This is a genomic window from Cupriavidus sp. GW822-FHT02D05, from assembly GCF_058802485.1.
The window spans coordinates 1-16,783 of record NZ_JBXAOE010000043.1 but is presented as its reverse complement, the minus strand read 5'-3'; the positions used below and the strand labels follow the sequence as shown (position 1 = coordinate 16,783).

Here is a 16,783-nt window from a genome sequence, read left to right as displayed (position 1 = left end):
GTCTGACTTTCCAGGGCCTCTAGCTCATGCCTGGTTAGAGCAGCGGACTCATAATCCGTTGGTGCCGTGTTCGACTCACGGGAGGCCCACCATAGTTGAAAAAGCCCCGCAGATTCCTGCGGGGCTTTTTCTTTGCCGCGTCGGACTTAATCTGAGCAGGCCGCCCTATTTGTCCATGCCGGCAGCGGGCGATTTTTTCTGGCTTGACGCCTTGCCAGCTGGCTTCTTGGTAGACGCTTTTGAGTCGGTGAGCGCCGAGGCCGTGTTCTGGTTGGCACCCTGGGTGTACGGGTCAAACTTGTCGTTGGCCTTTGCGGTGTCTGGCACGTAGCCGTCCTTGTTGGTAGCGCGTTCGGCATCGGGTACGTAGCCGTCTTTATTGGTCGTGCGTTGAGGGTCCGGCACATAGCCGTCCTTGTTGGTGCTACGCATGTTGTAGTCGTAGCGATCCGCTGGATTTGCGGGGCCTGCGGCGTAGACGGTAGCAGGCAGGAGAACTGCAATTGCCATTGCGATAGCGATCTTCATGGATGACTCCTTCCAATCAAAGTCGATGCAAAGCCGATGACCCTCGCGCGCTCAACTGGCGCAACGGTCCGCCTATTAGCGTAGCCGTCAGGCTTGCAGAATTCCAGTGATCATTTTGCTGCCCGCCTGTGGCTGAGCCCATGTCTGCAGTTCGCTACTTCAACCGCATCCAGTGGCAACGCGGCCGGCCGGGCCTGCCGCGTTTGCTGCGATTGCCGTGTCTTCCTCCGTTTCCTTGCCATCGCGCCGGAGGTACTATTCTGACCGGGCTCAGGCAAGGAGGGTGTATGCCGCAAGATTTCCACACCAGTCGCAAAGCGCATCGCATTGCCCTCGCCGGAGCATGCTTGTTGGTTTCTTGCGCCGTTGCCCAGGAGGCCGCGCCGCCTGAGCTCCAGCCCGCCGACGTCCATCGTACGATCGCGACCCTGCATGCGTCCGGCGTGCAGATCTATGTATGCAAGCGCGATCAGGGCAGTTCATTGGCGTGGGCGTTCAAATCCCCCGAAGCGGATCTGCGCGACGATTCCGGCAAGCTCATCGCCCGGCACTACGCCGGGCCGACCTGGGAGGCGCCGGACGGCAGCAAGATAACCGGCAAAGTACTGCGGCAGGCCGCAAATGCCAGGGCGCCCGACAGCATTGCGCTATTGCTGTTGCAGGCGACGAGTTCCGGAGGGGCGGGCTTGCTAGCGGGAGTGCATTACGTTCAGCGCTTGAACACGCAAGGCGGCATTGCGCCCGCTCAGGCCTGCACCGAGGAAGGACAGGAAAGCCGCGTGCCTTATCGCGCGGACTATGTATTTCTCGAATAGACGCGTCTCGTCGAGGCAGGCGCGTTCGTTCCGATGGCGTTGCCGTCCGCGCCGCTCGGGCGAGCCGCGCAGCACCAGGCCTTCAAAGCTTCTGCACGGCAGCCAGGTCGAATATCTTCGCCCAGCGCAACGCCTCCTTCCGGCTTGCCATCGGGATCTGCCAACTGCGTCGCGCTTGGTGTTCGAGACGTAAGGCAAGCATCCATGCGCTGCCGTTCTCCAGCGCGGTGGCACTCGCTATATCCGCAAAAATAAACTTCGCCTGCTGTCCGTCGACATCCAGTGCGCCACGCTTGCGTTCCGGATCCACGCGCATCGTCCCCCATGCGCCCTCCAGCGACAGGATGCGCTCGCCCTTGATCTTGACGCCGTGGATCGCGCGGTAGCGGCGGACCAGGCTTGCGACGAATGCCACGAGCAGCGCCGCGCAGAACAAGACAGCGGCGGTCCCGGCGATCGCGCCATAGGCTGCGGCCACCGTGGCGTACAGGCGGACCGCACCATAGATGAGGGCACCGATCAAGGCGAGGCCGGCGATGATGAATGGCACGTCTTTTCCCTTAAAGAAACTGTGGTGAATGAACTAGCTTGCGGCTAATGCGGCTATGGCCGCTGCGGCGTGACCGATGTGCCGAAGGTATTGCCCATGCGGTGGCTGGTCGCCGAGTAGTTGAACAGCCCCAGCGCGTTGGAGGGACGCTCCACGATAGCCTCGGACGCCAGCTTGCGCTCCGAGGGTGGCTGGCCGGGGGTGGGCTTGGGGCTTAGCTTCTGCGTCAGGCAAGGAAACGACGGGGCCCGCATGCCATTGACTTCGACCTCGACACAGCTCGCCGTGCCGTCCCCCGTTGGTGGGGATGCTTCCGCAGCGAGTAGCGGGCAGGCCGAGCCAAGGCTACCTGCGGCAATCACTACAGCGTTCAGCCATCCGCGCATTTCGTGCTCCATTTTCATTGATTGCCAACCCCGCCATTGGCGATATGCCTGAAGTGTAGCGCTCCATTCCGAGTAGCGCGGCATGCAATTGCTCTGCGATATCGCTGCCGTTGAGGCGCATCGCCATGCCCCGCGCTCGCACATGAAGCTTTCGTGACAAACGACAGTCGGCGCGCGGGCCGTTCGTCTAACCAATCGTACGCGGCGCTGAAATGATGACCGCTCATCATGGCCTCATCGGACGCGATCGCTTACGACTTGCCTCTGGTCGAGGCGCCGGCGCAAGGGAACGACGGCAATTGTTTCGCAAGGGATTGAGCAAACACATGCATGACAAGAACAAGAACGATGCGTCCGCGCGCTGGAGGGCGCTATGTCTGGCGATGCTAGGACTAGGGACGCAGGGAACCGCGATGGCGCAGGCCCCCGCTGCCACCGAGGCGGCAACGCCGGGCGTGCAGGCCGATGCGCAACGGCGCGTCGACATCAACGAGTACATCGTGCGTGGGAACACGGTGCTGGATGCGCGCGCGATCGAGCGCGCGGTCACGCCTTACCTTGGGCCGAAGCGCACGCTGAAGGATATCGAGGGCGCGCGCGATGCGCTGCTGGCGGCCTACCAGGCAAAGGGATACCAGTCGGTCTACGTGGACCTGCCTGAGCAGCAGGCGGTTGGCGGCGTGGTCTTCCTGCAGGTGAGCGAGACCAAGGTGGGTCGTGTGCGTGTGGTGGGAGCGCAGTACAACTCGCCGGTAGAGGTGCGTGAGCAGGTGCCCGCGCTGGCGGAGGGCGCGGTGCCGGACTTCAACCAGGCGCAGACGGAGCTCACTGCCTTGAACCGGACCGCGAACCGGCAGGTGATGCCGCTGGTCAGGCAAGGCGCGCTGCCTGGCACCATGGACGTTGATCTCAAGGTCGAGGACAGCAGCCCGTGGCGGGCAAGCGTGGGCCTGAACAACGACTACAGCGCGGATACCAAGCAACTGCGGGCCACGGCTTCGCTGGGCCACGACAACCTCTGGCAACTGGGGCACAGCGCCTCGGTCAGTTTCTTTGGCGCCCCGCAGGACCTGAACCAGACCCAGGTGTGGTCCGGCTCGTATGTGGCGCCGCTGCGTGGCACTAACTGGGGCCTCGAGGCTTCCGGCTACAAATCGGACAGCAACGTCGCGACGCTAGGCGGCACCAATGTATTGGGCAAGGGCTATGCGGTTGGCGTGAAGGCCACCTACACCGTGCCGAACACCGGCGCATGGTGGCACGCGTTCAGCGCCGGCGTGGACTTCAAGGACAACGACGAGGTGACGCGCCTTGGCAGCGCCGGCGATACGGTGCCGCTCAAGTACGCGCCGATCACGCTTGGCTACTCGGGCTTCGGCCAGACGGAGCGCGGCACCTATGGCCTGAACCTCTCGCTGGTCGCGGGCACGCGCAGCTTCCTTGGCTACGGCAGCACCGCGCAGCAATTCGACTACAAGCGCTACAAGGCGTCGCCGAGCTTCATGGTGCTCAAAGGCGATACCAATGGCTCCTACACCTTCGCGGGCAACGCGCAGCTGGGCTGGCGCCTGGCGGCCCAGATCACGGATTCCCCGCTGGTCTCGAACGAGCAGATCGCGGCCGGCGGCATGAACTCGGTGCGCGGCTACCTGTCCGCCGAGACCACCGGAGACTATGGCGTGGTCGGGTCCGTGGAAATGCGCACGCCGCCGCTGGCCTTCTTCACTTCCGTGGTTGAAAACTGGCGTGCTTACCTGTTTGCCGATGCCGGCCAGGTCCGTCTGCGCGATCCGTTGCCCGAGCAGAAGAGCAACGTCTCGCTCGCCTCGGTGGGGGTGGGCACTACGTTCCGCCTCGGCCAGAAAGTCACCGGGCGCCTGGACCTGGGCTATCCGCTCAAGGACGGGCCACGCACGCAGCGTGGCGACCCGCGCGTGAACTTCAGCGTCACCGCCAGTTACTGAGCGCGTGCGGCGCGCCGCTTCCAACCTGAAACATCGACTCCCGACGAGCTAACCGAGAACCACTGTCATGCGACGCATCCTTTTGCTCGTGCTCACGCTGCTGAGCACACTCCTGCCGGACCTGGCCCATGCCTGGTGGCAGCCCGACTGGGCTTATCGCAAGCCGATCACGATCGACGCCGGCCCCAAGGCCGGCGCGATCGGCGGCGATGCCGGGCGTACCCCGGTGCTGCTGCGCCTGCATACCGGCAACTTCAGCTTTGAAGGCGTGAGCGAGACTGGCGCCGACCTGCGCTTTGTTGCCGCCGACGACAAGACCGTGCTTAACCACCAGATCGAACAGTTCGATCCGCTCTTGGGCATCGCGCTGATCTGGATCGACGTTCCGTCGGTCTCGGCGGCGGGCCCGCAGCAGCTGTGGATGTACTACGGCAACGCCAAGGCGCCGGCATCGGGCAATGGCCAGCGGACCTTCGACCCTGACTTCACGCTGGTCTACCACTTTGCCGAAGGCAGCGTGCCGGCACGCGACACCACGGCCTACGGCAACCACAGCCAGACCGCAGTGGTGAGCGTCGATGGCACTGTCATCGGCAAGGGCGCGCAGCTCGGCGCCGCCCCGCTGGTGCTGCCGTCGTCGCCGTCGCTGGCGCTGGCCGCGGGCGCGCCGTTCGGCTTCTCCGCCTGGGTGCGCCCCGAGAAGCTCGGCCCGCAGCAAGCCGTCTATGCGCGCCGAGATGGCGCGGGCGAACTCGTCATCGGGATCGACCAGGGCGTGCCGTTCGTGCAGGTCAATGGCCAGCGCAGCAATCCCGGCCAGCCCGTGCAGGCGGGGCAGTGGTCGCACCTGGCAGTCAAGTCCGATGGCAAGAGCGTGTCGCTGTATGTCGGCGGACGTCCTGCCGCGTCGCTGGCAACCGCCTTGCCGGCGCTGAACACGCCGGCCACGCTCGGTGCCGACGCGGCGGCGGCCAACACGCCGGCCGCAGCGACCGCGCTGAGCCCGTTCACCGGTGCCATCGATGAAGTGCGCTTGTCCAAGGTGGCGCGCCCGGATGCGCTGATCCTCGCCGACGCCGTATCGCAAGGTGCCGAATCGCGCCTGGCCGTGTTCGGCGCGGACGAGCAGCAGGCCGGAAAGAGCCATTTCGGCTTCATCCTCGCCGCCATGCCGCTGGACGCCTGGATCGTGGTGGGCCTGCTCGGCATCATGATGGCGCTGTCGTGGGCCATCATGATCAGCAAGGGCCGCAGCTACGGCGCCACCTCGCGCGCCAACGCTGCCTTCATGGTGCATTTCCGCGAAGCGGCCGGCGCGCCGCTGGACCAGCTGGCCAAGAGCAACCGCGTACCCGAGGCCGTCAAGGCGGATTCGTCGCTGTGGCGCTTGTATGAAATGGCGGTCGAGGAACTGCACCGCCGCCATCAGATGGGCTACGACCTCAACGCGGTCTCCGACGCGACCATCAGCGCGATCCGCGCGGCCATGGATGGCGTGATGGTGCGCGAGAGCGAGCGCATGGCCAAGCGCATGAACTGGCTGTCGACCACCATCGAAGGCGCGCCATATGTGGGCCTGTTCGGCACCGTGATCGGGATCATGCTGGTGTTTGTCGTGGCGGCCATGGCCGGCGCGGTGGATATCAACTCGGTGGCGCCGGGCATGGCCGCGGCCTTGCTGTGTACCGCCGCCGGGCTGGGCGTCGCGATTCCCGCGCTGTTCGGCTACAACTGGCTTGCCTCGCGCTCGGATTCGATCGGCGCCGACATGGCGGTGTTCGTGGACGAGTTCGCCACGCGCCTGGCCGAAGAGCAGGGCGAGGGACGTCGCGTCCCCGCTGCCCTGCACCGGGCTTAAGGGGAGCGCGCGGCCATGGCATACGCAGCCAAGTTCGGCACCAAGAAGCGCACGGGCGGCATCAACATCACGCCCTTCGTCGACGTGCTGCTGGTGGTGCTGGTGATTTTCATCCTGACCAGCAATGCCAGCATCCCGGGCATCAAGGTGGACCTGCCCAAGGCGAGTTCGTCGGTCGCGCTGGAGAAGCCCAAGACCAAGGCCATCACGATCGACAACGCGGGCCAGGTCTTCCTCGACGCCTATCCGGTGACGCTGCCGGAGCTGGAGGAGCGCTTGCGCACGGAGAAGGCGCTCACGCCGGATTTCCCCGTGATCGTGCGGGGCGACGCCGCCGTGCAGTACGCGAAGGTGGTGGAGGTGCTGGACCTGCTCAGGCGCATCGACCTGAACCAGATCGGCCTCGTCACCGGCAAGCCGGCGTGAGGAGAGTCGGGTGAAACATCGTGATCCAACTCTTCCGCCCCGGCAGCGTGCCATCGCCTTGTGGCGCCGCTGGGGCGGGCTGATCATCGGCGCGCTGGTCATCATCGGGCTGGCCGTGCTGGTCTGGCGCTTGCTGTCCGACACCGCCAGCACCAAGCGCGAGGTGGCGGCCACGCCGATGCTGGTGCTGCCACCGCCGCCGCCGCCGCCGCCTCCCGAGCCCGAGAAGCCGCCCGAGCCGGTGCCGGAGAAGGTCAAGCCGGAAGTGGTCGAGCCCGAGCCCAAGCCGGCGGACCCGCAGGAAGCGCCGAAGGACGACGCACCCCCAAGCCCGTCGAAGGATCTCGGCGACCCGGTCACGATCGACGGCGCGGCGCAAGCCGGCACGGATGCATTTGGCATCCAGGCCGGGCGCGGCGGCGGCATGACCGGCGGTGGCGGCGGGCTGGGCAGCCGGTCCTATTCGAGCTACGTCTCGGGTGCCTTGCAGCAAGCCTTTGCGCGCGACCAGCGCACCCGGCAGCTGGCGTTCGAGGACATCCGCATCGAGCTGTGGCTGGACGCCGACGGCCGCGCCACGCGTGCGCAACTGGTGCGCAGCACCGGCAACGCGCAGACCGATGAAGCCGTGCTGGCCATGGTGCGCGATTTCCGGGCCGACGAACGGCCGCCGGCGTCGCTGCGCTTTCCGATGCGCATGTCGATCAAGGGGCGCCGGCCGTGACGCGGCCGGCAGGCCGCCGCCGCATGTCTCACCGCATGCCCTACCTATTCCACCTCATTCTCGTGAACGAACCGATGAACCATCCAGCAAACTCCCGGCGCCACGCGGAGCCGGCCCGCAAGATCCACGCGCTGGCCGCCGCCATGGCGATCGCGCTGCTCGGCGCAAGCGGCGCGGGCTACGCGCAAGGCGCGGCACCCGCCGATAGCACCATGGTCAAGCTGATCCGTGGCCTGATGCAAAGCGGTGCCCTGAAAAAAGATGCCGGTGAAGCCTTGCTTGCCCAGGCCCAGACCGAAGCCATGGCGCAGCAGCAGGCGCAGCGCGTGGCGTCGGCAGCGCCGGCCGCCGCTGCCGGCGGGTTGCGCGTGGAGCCGGGCGACGTGCGCGTGCCCTATATTTCCGACACTGTGCGCGACCAGATTCGCGACGAGGTCAAGGGGCAGGTCATGGCCCAGGCCCAGGCCGAAGGCTGGGCGGCACCGAACGAAACGCCGGAGTGGACCAAGCGTATCCGCATCGAAGGGGACGTGCGCGTGCGCGACGAGTCGCGCTTCTACTCCAGCAACAACAGCGATATCGCCATCGACTGGGCGGCCATCAACCAGGGCAGCGGCTTTGACGTCAACCCGAACACCAATCTCTCGCTGCCGCCGCTGGTCAACACGCGGCAGAACCGCGTGAGCCTGCTGCGTGCCCGCGCCAGGTTCGGCGTGCTGGCCGATATTTCCGACAGCACGCATGCGGGCATCCGCATTGCCACCGGCAACGACGACAGCCCGGTGTCCACCAACCAGACCCTGGGCGGTGGCCTGGCCAAGAAGAACGTGTGGCTCGATCAGGGCTGGCTGTCGTACAAGCCGGCGGAATGGGTCAACCTCACGGCCGGGCGCTTCGGCAACCCGTTCGTGTCGTCCGACCTGCTGTTCTCGAACGACCTGAACTTCGACGGCCTGGCCGCGCAGTTCGACAAGGCGTTGCCCAACCGGGACGTCGCGCTGTTCGGCACACTCGGCCTGGTGCCGCTCGAGTATTCCTCCGACAGCTTCCCCAGCCGCAGCCAGAACAAGGCGAGCAGCGAGAAGAAATGGCTGCTGGGTGCGCAGATCGGCGCGAGCTGGAAGCTCAACAACGACAATCGCCTGCGCGGTGCGCTGGCGTACTACGACTTCCGCAACGTCAGCGGCCAGGTGTCGCAGCCTTGCGCGTTGTACGCCGGCGCCGACGGCTGCAGCACCGACTGGTCACGCCCGGCCTTCATGCAGAAGGGCAACACGCTGATGCTGTTGCGCAATATCGCGCTTAATCCGCTGGATCCGGCCGGCACGCCGCAGCCGCAATACGTGGGCCTGGCGTCCAAGTTCCAGCTGCTGGACCTGAACTTCCGCTGGGAAACCAAGGTGGCGGGCAGCCTCGGCCTGCGCATGGATGCGAACTACATCCGCAACCTGGCCTATGACGAGGGCGGCATGTTCTCGCGCGCAAACGGCGGCATCGTCAATAACTTCGGCGGCAGCGGCGGTACCAGCCGCGCGGACTTCAAGAGCGGCGGCAACGCCTATATGTTCCAGGCCACGCTGGGCAAGCCCGTGACGCTGGCCAAGGGCGACTGGAACATGCTGCTTGGCTACAAGCGCATCGAGCCGGATGCCATGCCGGACGGCTACAACGATTCGACCTTCCACCTGGGCGGCACCAACGCACGCGGCTACTACGTGGGCGGCTCGTACGCGCTCGACAAGAACACGTGGGTGACCGGCCGCTGGACGTCGACCAAGGAGGTCTATGGCCCGCCGCTGGCGATCGATATCTTGCAGGTCGAGATCAACACGCGCTTCTAGGAGGGATACCGTGTCATCCACATCACGCTTGCGCGGCGCCTGGCGTCCGCTGGCGCTCGCCACCAGCTTCATGATGGCCGGCGCAGCGGCTCACGCCCAGCCGGCCCAGACCATGGAAGAGCGCCTGCGCGCCCAGTTGCGCATCACCACCACGCAGCTGCAACAGGCGCAGAACGAACTGGCCGCGCTCAAGGCCGGCGCGCCACATGCCGGCGCCGCGCCATCCGGCGCGGACGCCGACGCGAAGAAGGAACTGGAGCGTGCCCGCGCGCAACTCGCTGCCGAGCGCCAGGAGCGCGAGCGGCTGAGCGACAGGAACCAGCAGGCGCAACAGCAGGCACAGGCGGTTGCCGAGAAGGCCAGCACGCAGATTGCACAGTACCGCAACGCTTATGACGAACTGCTCAAGCTCGCACGCGCGGCCGAGGCGGACCGCCAGCGCCTGGCCCTGGAGGCCAAGACGCAGCACGCCACCTTGGCACAGTGCGAGGCCAAGAACGCGAAGCTCTACGCAGTGGGCCAGGAGATCCTGCGCGCCTACGAGACGGTGGACCTGGGTACGGTGATGATCGCGCGCCAGCCCTTCGCGGCGCAGAGCCGGGTGAAGTTCGAGCAGATTGCGCAGGAGTACGGCGACAAGCTGTACGAAGGGCGCTTCGTGGCCGGCGCTGCGGCAGCCGCCGACGCACCCGCGCAGGCGGCCGCCGAGGTCAAGGCTGCGGCGAGCACCACGAGCACCACGAGCACCGCAAGTGCCACAAGCACCACGAGCGCCACGGGCGCGGCAGAGGCGCCACGCCCATGACACGCAAAGCCAGCAACGGACCGTGCATGGCGGTGGCGCCGAGCCTGCTGTTGCTGGGGCGTGAGTGTTTTGTCATGTTGCTGCGATGTCATGAGGCGCGCAGGCCAGTGCGCGGGCAAGGCGATGCCGCCGGTCCGCGCAAGCGTTCGCCCGCGCTCACAGAGAAAAAAGGTAAGACACAGATGATTCGAATGAAATCGCATGTCCAGTCCATGCTGCCGCCCGTGCGCACGGCCATCGGCGTCCTGCTGGCCTCGTGGCTGAGCGCAGCGCCGGTGCAGGCGGCGGAGCCCGCACCGGCAAGCGGTCCGGTGGTGGCGCGCGCCGGCTCGGTCACCGTTGGCCAGGATGACGTGGAGCGGCTGCTGCAAGGCCTGCCGGAAGCGGACCGCGCCGCGGCCAGGAGCAACCGCGCGGGCATCGAGAGCTGGCTGCGCCAGCGCCTGGCCAGTGAAGCGCTGCTGCGCGAGGCACAGGGCAAGGGCTGGGCGGAACGACCCGAGGTGAAGGCGCGCGTCGATGCCGCCGTGCGCGAGATCTCCGCGCGGATCGTTGCCTCTACCTACCTGGAGTCGGTCACGCAGTTGCCGGCGGGCTATCCGTCCGAGCTCGAGGTGAAGGCGGCCTATGAAGACGGCAAGGCGAACTTCCAGGTGCCCGCCACTTACCGCGTCGCGCAGATCTTCCTGGCCACCCAGGGCAGCGATGCCGCGGCCACGGCCAAGGTGCGCGACGAAGCCCGCAAGCTGGCCACGCAGGCACGCCAGGGCGATTTCGCGGCGCTCGCCAAGAGCCGCTCGCAGGATCCCCGCGGTGCCGAACGCGGCGGGGAGGTCGGCACGCTGCCGCTGGCGCAGATGCTGCCGGAAGTGCGCGATACCGTTGCCAGGCTCAAGGTTGGCCAGGTGAGCGACCCGGTGCAATCGGCCGCGGGCTTTCATGTGGTGAAGCTGCTGGACACGCAGGCTGGCCGCACCGCAACGCTCGACGAGATCAAGCCGCAGTTGGTGGCGGCGATGCGCCAGCAACGCCAGCAGCAGCTCGTGCAGGCCTATATGGAGAAGCTGGTGGCGCCAGGCGCGGCCAGCATCGACACCGCCGCGCTGGATGCCGTGCTGCAGAAAGCGAACTAGAAAAACGATGCAGGCACGGATCACGGCGCCCGGTCACGCAAGCCTCAATCCCTATCCAAATTTCAATCCAAGTTTCAATCCAAGTTCCAATCATTTCAACACCAGGATACCCATGAACACCACCGCAACCCAGATCGACACCTCGGCAGACAGCCAACCCGCACTGCTGATGGCAGTGACTTCGGAGCAGGTCTGCGATGCCATCAAGGCCGCCGGCTGCGCCGTGACGGCCATCGAGCAGGACGGCGTGCTGCGCCTGCACAGCGCCAGCCACGGCGTTGGCTTCCAGGTCCTCTGGGGCAACTCGGCTGCGCCGGATGCGTACCTGGATTTCACGCTGAGCTGTCCGCTGCGGGTGCAAGGCGGCGCGTTGCCCGAGGGTGTGCTGGGCGACTGGCATCGCGCCAAGCGCTTCGCGCGCGTCGCGCAGCACGGCGAATTCCTGGTGCTTGAGATGGACGTGGTGATCTCCGGCGGCGTGGGCCCCGACTATCTCACCGTGGCGCTGCAGCTGTGGACGCAGATGATGGGCCAGTTTTTCCTGCATCTGCGCAACTTCCAGCCGGCGGCATCGGATGCAACTGCGGATGCTCCTGCGGATGCTCCTGCGCAGGAAGAGGCAGCCGCCGCGTAGTGGCCAACGCACCATGACGAAAGACAGGAACTTCGATGCATTCCCCGATTGAGCCAAGCCGGCAGGCCAGTCCTGCCGCGCGCAAGCTGGCTGCGCCCCGGAAAATGTGGGGGCGTTTGCTCCGTACGCTGGGGCTGGTGGGCCTGGGCCTGGGCGCGGCGTCTTCCGCCGCCGCCCCGGCGCAGCCGTTCCCGCAGCACTGGATGCGCTATGCGCAACTGGCCAGCACGGAGTTCCAGGCGCGGCTGGGGGACCCGGCCGACGCGAGCGCCCTGCGTTTGCAGGATTGGATGCAGGCCCGCGCGCAGCCGTCCGCGTCGTTGGTGATGCGTGTGTGGCTTGCTCCCAATGGCCGTGTGGAGCGCATGGAGTTCGACTCGCTGGGCAATCCGCAGGCCGACGCGGACCTGCGCGCGGTGCTGATGACGAAGGCGTTGCCCGAGCCGCCGCCGCCGGATATGCGCCAGCCCATGGTGCTGGAGCTGGGGCTGGATGGCGCGCAAGCGAGCTGACGTGGCGATGGCTTTGGACCCGGGCCGCCGCGGCGGTCTTGCGCGGCGCTCGCTGGCTTTTGCCACCATGGCGCTGCTTTTCGCGCTGGCGGCAGGCACGGCCGGATGCGCGCCGCTGCAGGCGGCGGCGTGGCGAGCCGCGCCCGATTTCTCGCGGCTGGTCCGCGAGAACGGCCCGGCCGTGGTCAACATCGGTGTGGCCCGCGAGGCGTTGCCCGATCCGCTGCGCGGGCGTGCGCAGGGCCAGGACAATGTCGACGAGACCAGCCTGGGCTCGGGCTTTATCCTTAGCGGCGACGGCTATATCCTCACCAACGCGCACGTGGTCGCGCGCGGGTCCCTGGTCAGCGTGAAGCTGACCGACCGGCGCGAGTTCAAGGCCAGGCTGATCGGGCTGGATGTCGTTGCCGACGTCGCCCTGCTCAAGATCGACGCCACCGGCTTGCCGACGGTGAAGATCGGCGACGCCGCGAGCGTGGAGGTGGGCAGCTGGGCCCTGGCCATCGGCTCACCCTATGGTTTCAGTAACTCGGTCACGGCCGGTATCGTCAGCGCCAAGGGCAGGGTGCTGCCTGGCGCCGAGTACATGCCCTTCCTGCAGACCGACGTGCCGGTCAATCCCGGCAACTCCGGCGGCCCGCTGTTCAACCTCAAGGGTGAGGTGATCGGCATCAATTCGCGCATCTACAGCCGCAGCGGCGGCTATCAGGGTTTGTCGTTCGCCATTCCCATCGATGTGGCCATGCGCATCAAGGACCAGTTGCTGCGCCAGGGCGCGGTGACACGCGGGCGTATCGGCGTGGCGGTGCAGGAGGTCTCGCAGGCACTGGCCGATTCGTTCCGCCTGCCCCGGCCTGCGGGCGCGCTGGTGAGCTATGTGCAGCCCGGCGGGGCCGCCAGCCGGGCCGGCATGAAGCCGGGCGATGTGATCCTGCAGGTGGGCGCGCGCGACGTCGTGCAGTCCGCCGATGCGCTGATCTGCATCGCGGACCTGGCCCCCGGCGTTGTCGTCCCACTGCGCATCTGGCGGGACCGCGCCGCGCTCGTGCTGGAGGTGCGGCCCGATCGCTTCGACGCGCCACGGGTGGCGCGCACGGCGGCGCCCGGGCACGCGCCGCTGGGCATGATGGTCAGGCCGCTGTGGGCGCAAGAGCGGCAGGTGCTGCGTATCGACGGTGGCCTGCTGGTGCAGCGCGTGAACGCGGCTGCGTCGCGCGCCGGCATGAACGCCGGCGACGTGATTCTCGCCGTCAACGGCCAGCCGGTCGACAGCATCGAGGCGCTGGCCGACGAGGCCAGCGCGGCGGACGGCGCGGTGGCGCTGCTGGTCCAGCGTGGCAACGCGCGGTTGTTTATCGCGATCGAGACGCAGCAGCCGGCGGGTCCCGGCCAGGAGGAGTGAGCCATGTCACGGCAGTGGCTGGCACGCCTTCACGGCGGCGTCACATTGGATCCCTACGATGCGCACGGGTATGCACTTGGGCCACGCGCTCGATGCGGCAAGGACTCCTCAACGCACATGGCATTGGATAGTGATGGCAAGCTTGGTCGCAGCCCCCGGTGCGCGCGCACTGGTCGTCTATATGGCGGTCCTGGCCCTCTGCCTCGCCTGCCAGCAGACCCGCGCCCAGCAGCCCGCCAACCGCGGCGCGGTGGAGATGGCATTCGACCTGCCGGCCCAGCCGCTCAAGCAAGCGTTGGCGCAATACGACGCGCAGACCAGCCTGTCCGTCTTCTTTTCCTCCGAGCTGGCAGCGGGGCGAACCTCGACTGCTGTCCACGGCACCTTCAGCCCGGAAAACGCCTTGCGCAAGATGCTCGAGGGCACGGGGCTGAGCGTGCAGGCAGCCGCGGCCGATGCCTTCGTGCTGGTGCCCGCGCCGCGCTACGCGGACACGGCCGTCGCGCAGCCCCCGGCCAGCGCCGCGCGGCAATATGACGGCGCCGTGCAGTCGCAGGTCTATCAGGCGCTATGCGCGCGGCCCGCACTCGCGCTCGGGGACTATCGCCTCGCGCTCTATGTGCAGCTCAACGCGGCCGGCCACGTTGCGCACGTGCGCCTGCTGGACACCACCGGCGACAAGGCACGCGATGCGGCCATCATCGAGACCGTGGAGCACGTCGATGTGGGCCAGCCGCCCGGGGATCCGGCCAAGGCATTCGTGCTGCTGGTCAAGCCGGTGCGCTGTGACGCCGCGGCGGCCCGCTCCGGCTCGTGCCAGCCGCCCTGCGGCCGGCAGGCGAGCCGATAGATGAGCGACTCCAGCCGCTCCAGCTTGCGCGAGCTGCTTGCGCAACGCTACGACGACCTCAAGCGCCGCCTGACATGGCGCCTGGGCTCGGCCGAGCTCGCCAGCGATGCGCTGCACGATACCTGGGTGCACCTGGAAGACCGCAAGGAGGAGGGCGAGCCGGTCAAGAGCCCGGCCGCCTACCTGATGCGCATGGCCACCAACCTGGCGCTGGACCGGCTGCAGCGCGACCGCCGCTACATGAGCGCAGAAGAAATGGAGACGCTGATGGCCGAGATCGTCGATCCCGCGCCCGGCCCCGCGCAAACGGTCGCGGCGCGTGACGAGGTCGAGGCCGTTGCACGCCTTATCGAAAGCATGCCGCCACGCCGGCGGGCGATCTTCCTCGCGGTGCGGGTCGATGAACTCTCGAACCAGGAGGCCGCGGTGCGCTTCGGCGTGTCGCCGCGGCTGATCGGCCTGGAGCTCAAGCGGGCCCATGAGTACTGCATGGCCCATAGCCCCAAGCATGGATGAAAAAAAGCATGCCGATCTGTTGCTTCCCAACCGTCTTGTCTATGTCCATGGGCAAACCACGGTGGCGGCTCGCTTGATGCCATGATACGAATGATGATTCCTGCGCGACAACCGGAACGCACGCTCGACGCGATCGAGCGGCAGGCGCTCGCCTGGGTGCGCCGCGTGGCGGCGGGCGAGATGACGCAGGCCGACGGCGCCGCGCTGCGGCGCTGGTGCATGGCCGATCCCGCCAACCGGGCTGCTTTGTCCGTGGCACGGCAGCGATGGGCGCAGCTGGGCGAGGCCAGCCAGCTGGTGGTGGCCCGCAACCCGGCCAGCCTGCGTTTTGCCGGGACGCCGCGCGCGCCGAACTGGCAGCGGCGTGCATTTCTCGGCGGCGCCATGAGCGCGGCGGCAGCCGCGGCGACGGTGGCCGTCATCCGGCCGCCGCTGGGCCTGTGGCCTTCCGTGGAGGAGATGCGCGCGGATTACCGCACCGCGACCGGCGAGCAACGCCGGCTGGCGCTGGCCGAGGATGTCACCGTCGAGCTGAATACGCGCACCAGTATTGCCGTGCGCTCCGGCGCGGGGCGTGTGCAGGGCATCGACCTGATCGCCGGCGAAGCCGCTGTCGATACCTTGAACGCGCCGCGGCCGTTCGCGGTTGTCGCCGGGCCGGGGCGCGCGTTTGCGCAGAGCGCGCGGTTTGAAGTGCGGGTCACGCCTGCCGGTGTATGCGTGACTTGCGTCGAGGGGACCGTGCAGGTGGCGCACGGCGCAGGCATCGCGACGCTGAGCGGCAAGCAGCAACTCACCTACGATAGTGCTGCGCTCGGGCGCATCGTGCATGTCGATCCGACATGGATGCCGGCGTGGCGCGATGGCTACCTGCGGTTTGCCGATACACCATTGCATGAGGTGGTTGAGGAGATCAATCGCTACCGGCCGGGCAGGGTGGTGCTGTTGGATAAGCGGGCGGCAGGCAGGCATGTGACGGGGCGGTTTCAGATTCGGTCGCTGGATAAGGCGATTGCGCAGATACAGCGCTCACTTGGGTTGGAGGTGCGGTCGTTGCCGGGGGGGATTGTGTTGCTTAGTTAGGTGTTTCTTAGGGGGCTTTTGGTTGCTGCTGACGTGGGTGGGCGGTGTTTTAATGCTTCTAGCTGCTGGCGCGGCTGTACGGTATTGGCTGTTTTAGAACGTGTGAGATGTCACTTTTCTTTACTCGTAAAGAAAAGTAACCAAAAGAAAGCGATCCTTGCAGGAGGCTGGCGTGGCGTCACTGGGAATCCCAATGGTTTCGTCGTACGGCCCTGGGTGCTAATGGACTCGTGCCGTTACCAGTTTAGATCATCACGACCCAGCCAATGCCCAAGGATTCGTGGTGGCCCCCACCGGTAGATTCCACCACGAATTTGAAGCCGTCTGTCGCTCGCGGTGTGGGCGGCCACGAAGTTGCAGGCGTCCCGTTTCCGTCGTGGGCGCGGTGGCACCGATTTGATAGGCCCGAAGAATCTCTTCACCGCGCCCACCCCACCACGAAACCATCATGGTGTGATATATCGTGGCGCTTCGGACCGGTACCGGCAGATGTGTGAACGAGCAGGGATGCCGCTACCGAGCAGCCTCACCACGAAACCAGCGTCATTTGCTGGATAGTGGTCCTTTAAACCGGTAACGGCACGAGGCCGTTAGAACCCGGGGCCTGACGACGAATCCACCGGGCTGCGCAACCCAGAAAAGCCAGCCTCCTGCAAGGATCGCTTTCTTTTGGTTACTTTTCTTTGAGGGTGGAGACAAAACAAAGAAAGACCTATTCTTCCTAAACTGAACATGGAGATGCAGTCATGGGGAAGA

At 66.6% G+C, this 16,783-nt stretch carries 17 protein-coding genes and 1 tRNA gene; 15 read left to right on the top strand and 3 right to left on the bottom strand.

Features of this window, described 5'->3' with window-relative positions:
• Window positions 1-13: 13 nt before the first annotated feature.
• Window positions 14-92, top strand: a tRNA-Ile gene (locus AC1RQK_RS36545).
• Window positions 93-165: 73 nt separating this feature from the next.
• Here the strand turns inward: AC1RQK_RS36545 and AC1RQK_RS36540 are convergent.
• Window positions 166-528, bottom strand: coding sequence for a hypothetical protein (locus AC1RQK_RS36540; RefSeq protein ID WP_492374007.1), 363 nt, complete (start codon window positions 526-528; stop codon window positions 166-168).
• A gap of 287 nt (window positions 529-815) precedes the next feature.
• On the opposite strand from AC1RQK_RS36540, the gene AC1RQK_RS36535 reads away from it, so the two are divergent.
• The gene (locus AC1RQK_RS36535; RefSeq protein ID WP_492374008.1) at window positions 816-1,343 is read left to right on the top strand and encodes a DUF3455 domain-containing protein; all 528 of its coding nucleotides are present in this window, start codon (window positions 816-818) and stop codon (window positions 1,341-1,343) included.
• A gap of 82 nt (window positions 1,344-1,425) precedes the next feature.
• Here AC1RQK_RS36535 and AC1RQK_RS36530 read toward each other — a convergent pair whose 3' ends face one another.
• Together AC1RQK_RS36530 and AC1RQK_RS36525 are read right to left on the bottom strand one after the other, a co-directional pair.
• Window positions 1,426-1,893, bottom strand: coding sequence for a hypothetical protein (locus tag AC1RQK_RS36530; protein WP_492814280.1), 468 nt, complete (start codon window positions 1,891-1,893; stop codon window positions 1,426-1,428).
• A gap of 53 nt (window positions 1,894-1,946) precedes the next feature.
• Complete coding sequence (locus AC1RQK_RS36525) at window positions 1,947-2,279, bottom strand: hypothetical protein (protein ID WP_492814278.1); 333 nt, start codon at window positions 2,277-2,279, stop codon at window positions 1,947-1,949.
• Window positions 2,280-2,605: 326 nt separating this feature from the next.
• On the opposite strand from AC1RQK_RS36525, the gene AC1RQK_RS36520 reads away from it, so the two are divergent.
• The 13 genes from AC1RQK_RS36520 (at window position 2,606) to AC1RQK_RS36460 (ending at window position 16,027) form a co-directional block, all read left to right on the top strand.
• Window positions 2,606-4,243 (top strand): ShlB/FhaC/HecB family hemolysin secretion/activation protein, encoded by a 1,638-nt coding sequence (locus AC1RQK_RS36520; RefSeq protein ID WP_492374011.1) that lies wholly within the window; start codon window positions 2,606-2,608, stop codon window positions 4,241-4,243.
• 67 nt (window positions 4,244-4,310) lie between these two features.
• On the top strand, window positions 4,311-6,101 hold the full coding sequence (locus tag AC1RQK_RS36515) for a DUF2341 domain-containing protein (protein WP_492814276.1): 1,791 nt from the start codon (window positions 4,311-4,313) through the stop codon (window positions 6,099-6,101).
• 15 nt (window positions 6,102-6,116) lie between these two features.
• Window positions 6,117-6,527, top strand: coding sequence for an ExbD/TolR family protein (locus tag AC1RQK_RS36510; protein WP_006158977.1), 411 nt, complete (start codon window positions 6,117-6,119; stop codon window positions 6,525-6,527).
• A 10-nt stretch (window positions 6,528-6,537) separates the two neighbouring features.
• Window positions 6,538-7,251: an energy transducer TonB family protein gene (locus AC1RQK_RS36505; protein ID WP_492814274.1), complete on the top strand. Its 714-nt coding sequence runs from the start codon at window positions 6,538-6,540 to the stop codon at window positions 7,249-7,251.
• Window positions 7,252-7,325: 74 nt separating this feature from the next.
• Window positions 7,326-9,092, top strand: coding sequence for a putative porin (locus AC1RQK_RS36500; RefSeq protein ID WP_492814272.1), 1,767 nt, complete (start codon window positions 7,326-7,328; stop codon window positions 9,090-9,092).
• Window positions 9,093-9,102: 10 nt separating this feature from the next.
• Window positions 9,103-9,897: a hypothetical protein gene (locus AC1RQK_RS36495; RefSeq protein ID WP_492814270.1), complete on the top strand. Its 795-nt coding sequence runs from the start codon at window positions 9,103-9,105 to the stop codon at window positions 9,895-9,897.
• A 191-nt stretch (window positions 9,898-10,088) separates the two neighbouring features.
• Complete coding sequence (locus AC1RQK_RS36490; protein ID WP_492374016.1) at window positions 10,089-11,030, top strand: peptidylprolyl isomerase; 942 nt, start codon at window positions 10,089-10,091, stop codon at window positions 11,028-11,030.
• 112 nt (window positions 11,031-11,142) lie between these two features.
• Window positions 11,143-11,664 (top strand): YbjN domain-containing protein, encoded by a 522-nt coding sequence (locus AC1RQK_RS36485; protein ID WP_492374017.1) that lies wholly within the window; start codon window positions 11,143-11,145, stop codon window positions 11,662-11,664.
• 35 nt (window positions 11,665-11,699) lie between these two features.
• A complete protein-coding gene (locus AC1RQK_RS36480; RefSeq protein WP_492814267.1) occupies window positions 11,700-12,176 on the top strand; it encodes a YbaB/EbfC family DNA-binding protein in 477 nt (158 codons plus the stop codon).
• Window positions 12,157-13,578 carry a trypsin-like peptidase domain-containing protein gene (locus AC1RQK_RS36475; protein ID WP_492814265.1) on the top strand — a complete coding sequence of 474 codons (1,422 nt, stop codon included), beginning with the start codon at window positions 12,157-12,159 and terminating at the stop codon, window positions 13,576-13,578. Before AC1RQK_RS36480 ends, AC1RQK_RS36475 begins: the two co-directional genes overlap by 20 nt.
• Window positions 13,579-13,711: 133 nt before the next feature.
• Complete coding sequence (locus tag AC1RQK_RS36470) at window positions 13,712-14,428, top strand: STN domain-containing protein (RefSeq protein WP_492374020.1); 717 nt, start codon at window positions 13,712-13,714, stop codon at window positions 14,426-14,428.
• Window positions 14,429-14,944: an RNA polymerase sigma factor gene (locus AC1RQK_RS36465; protein WP_150984208.1), complete on the top strand. Its 516-nt coding sequence runs from the start codon at window positions 14,429-14,431 to the stop codon at window positions 14,942-14,944.
• Window positions 14,945-15,034: 90 nt separating this feature from the next.
• On the top strand, window positions 15,035-16,027 hold the full coding sequence (locus AC1RQK_RS36460) for a FecR family protein (protein WP_492374021.1): 993 nt from the start codon (window positions 15,035-15,037) through the stop codon (window positions 16,025-16,027).
• Window positions 16,028-16,783: the final 756 nt, after the last annotated feature.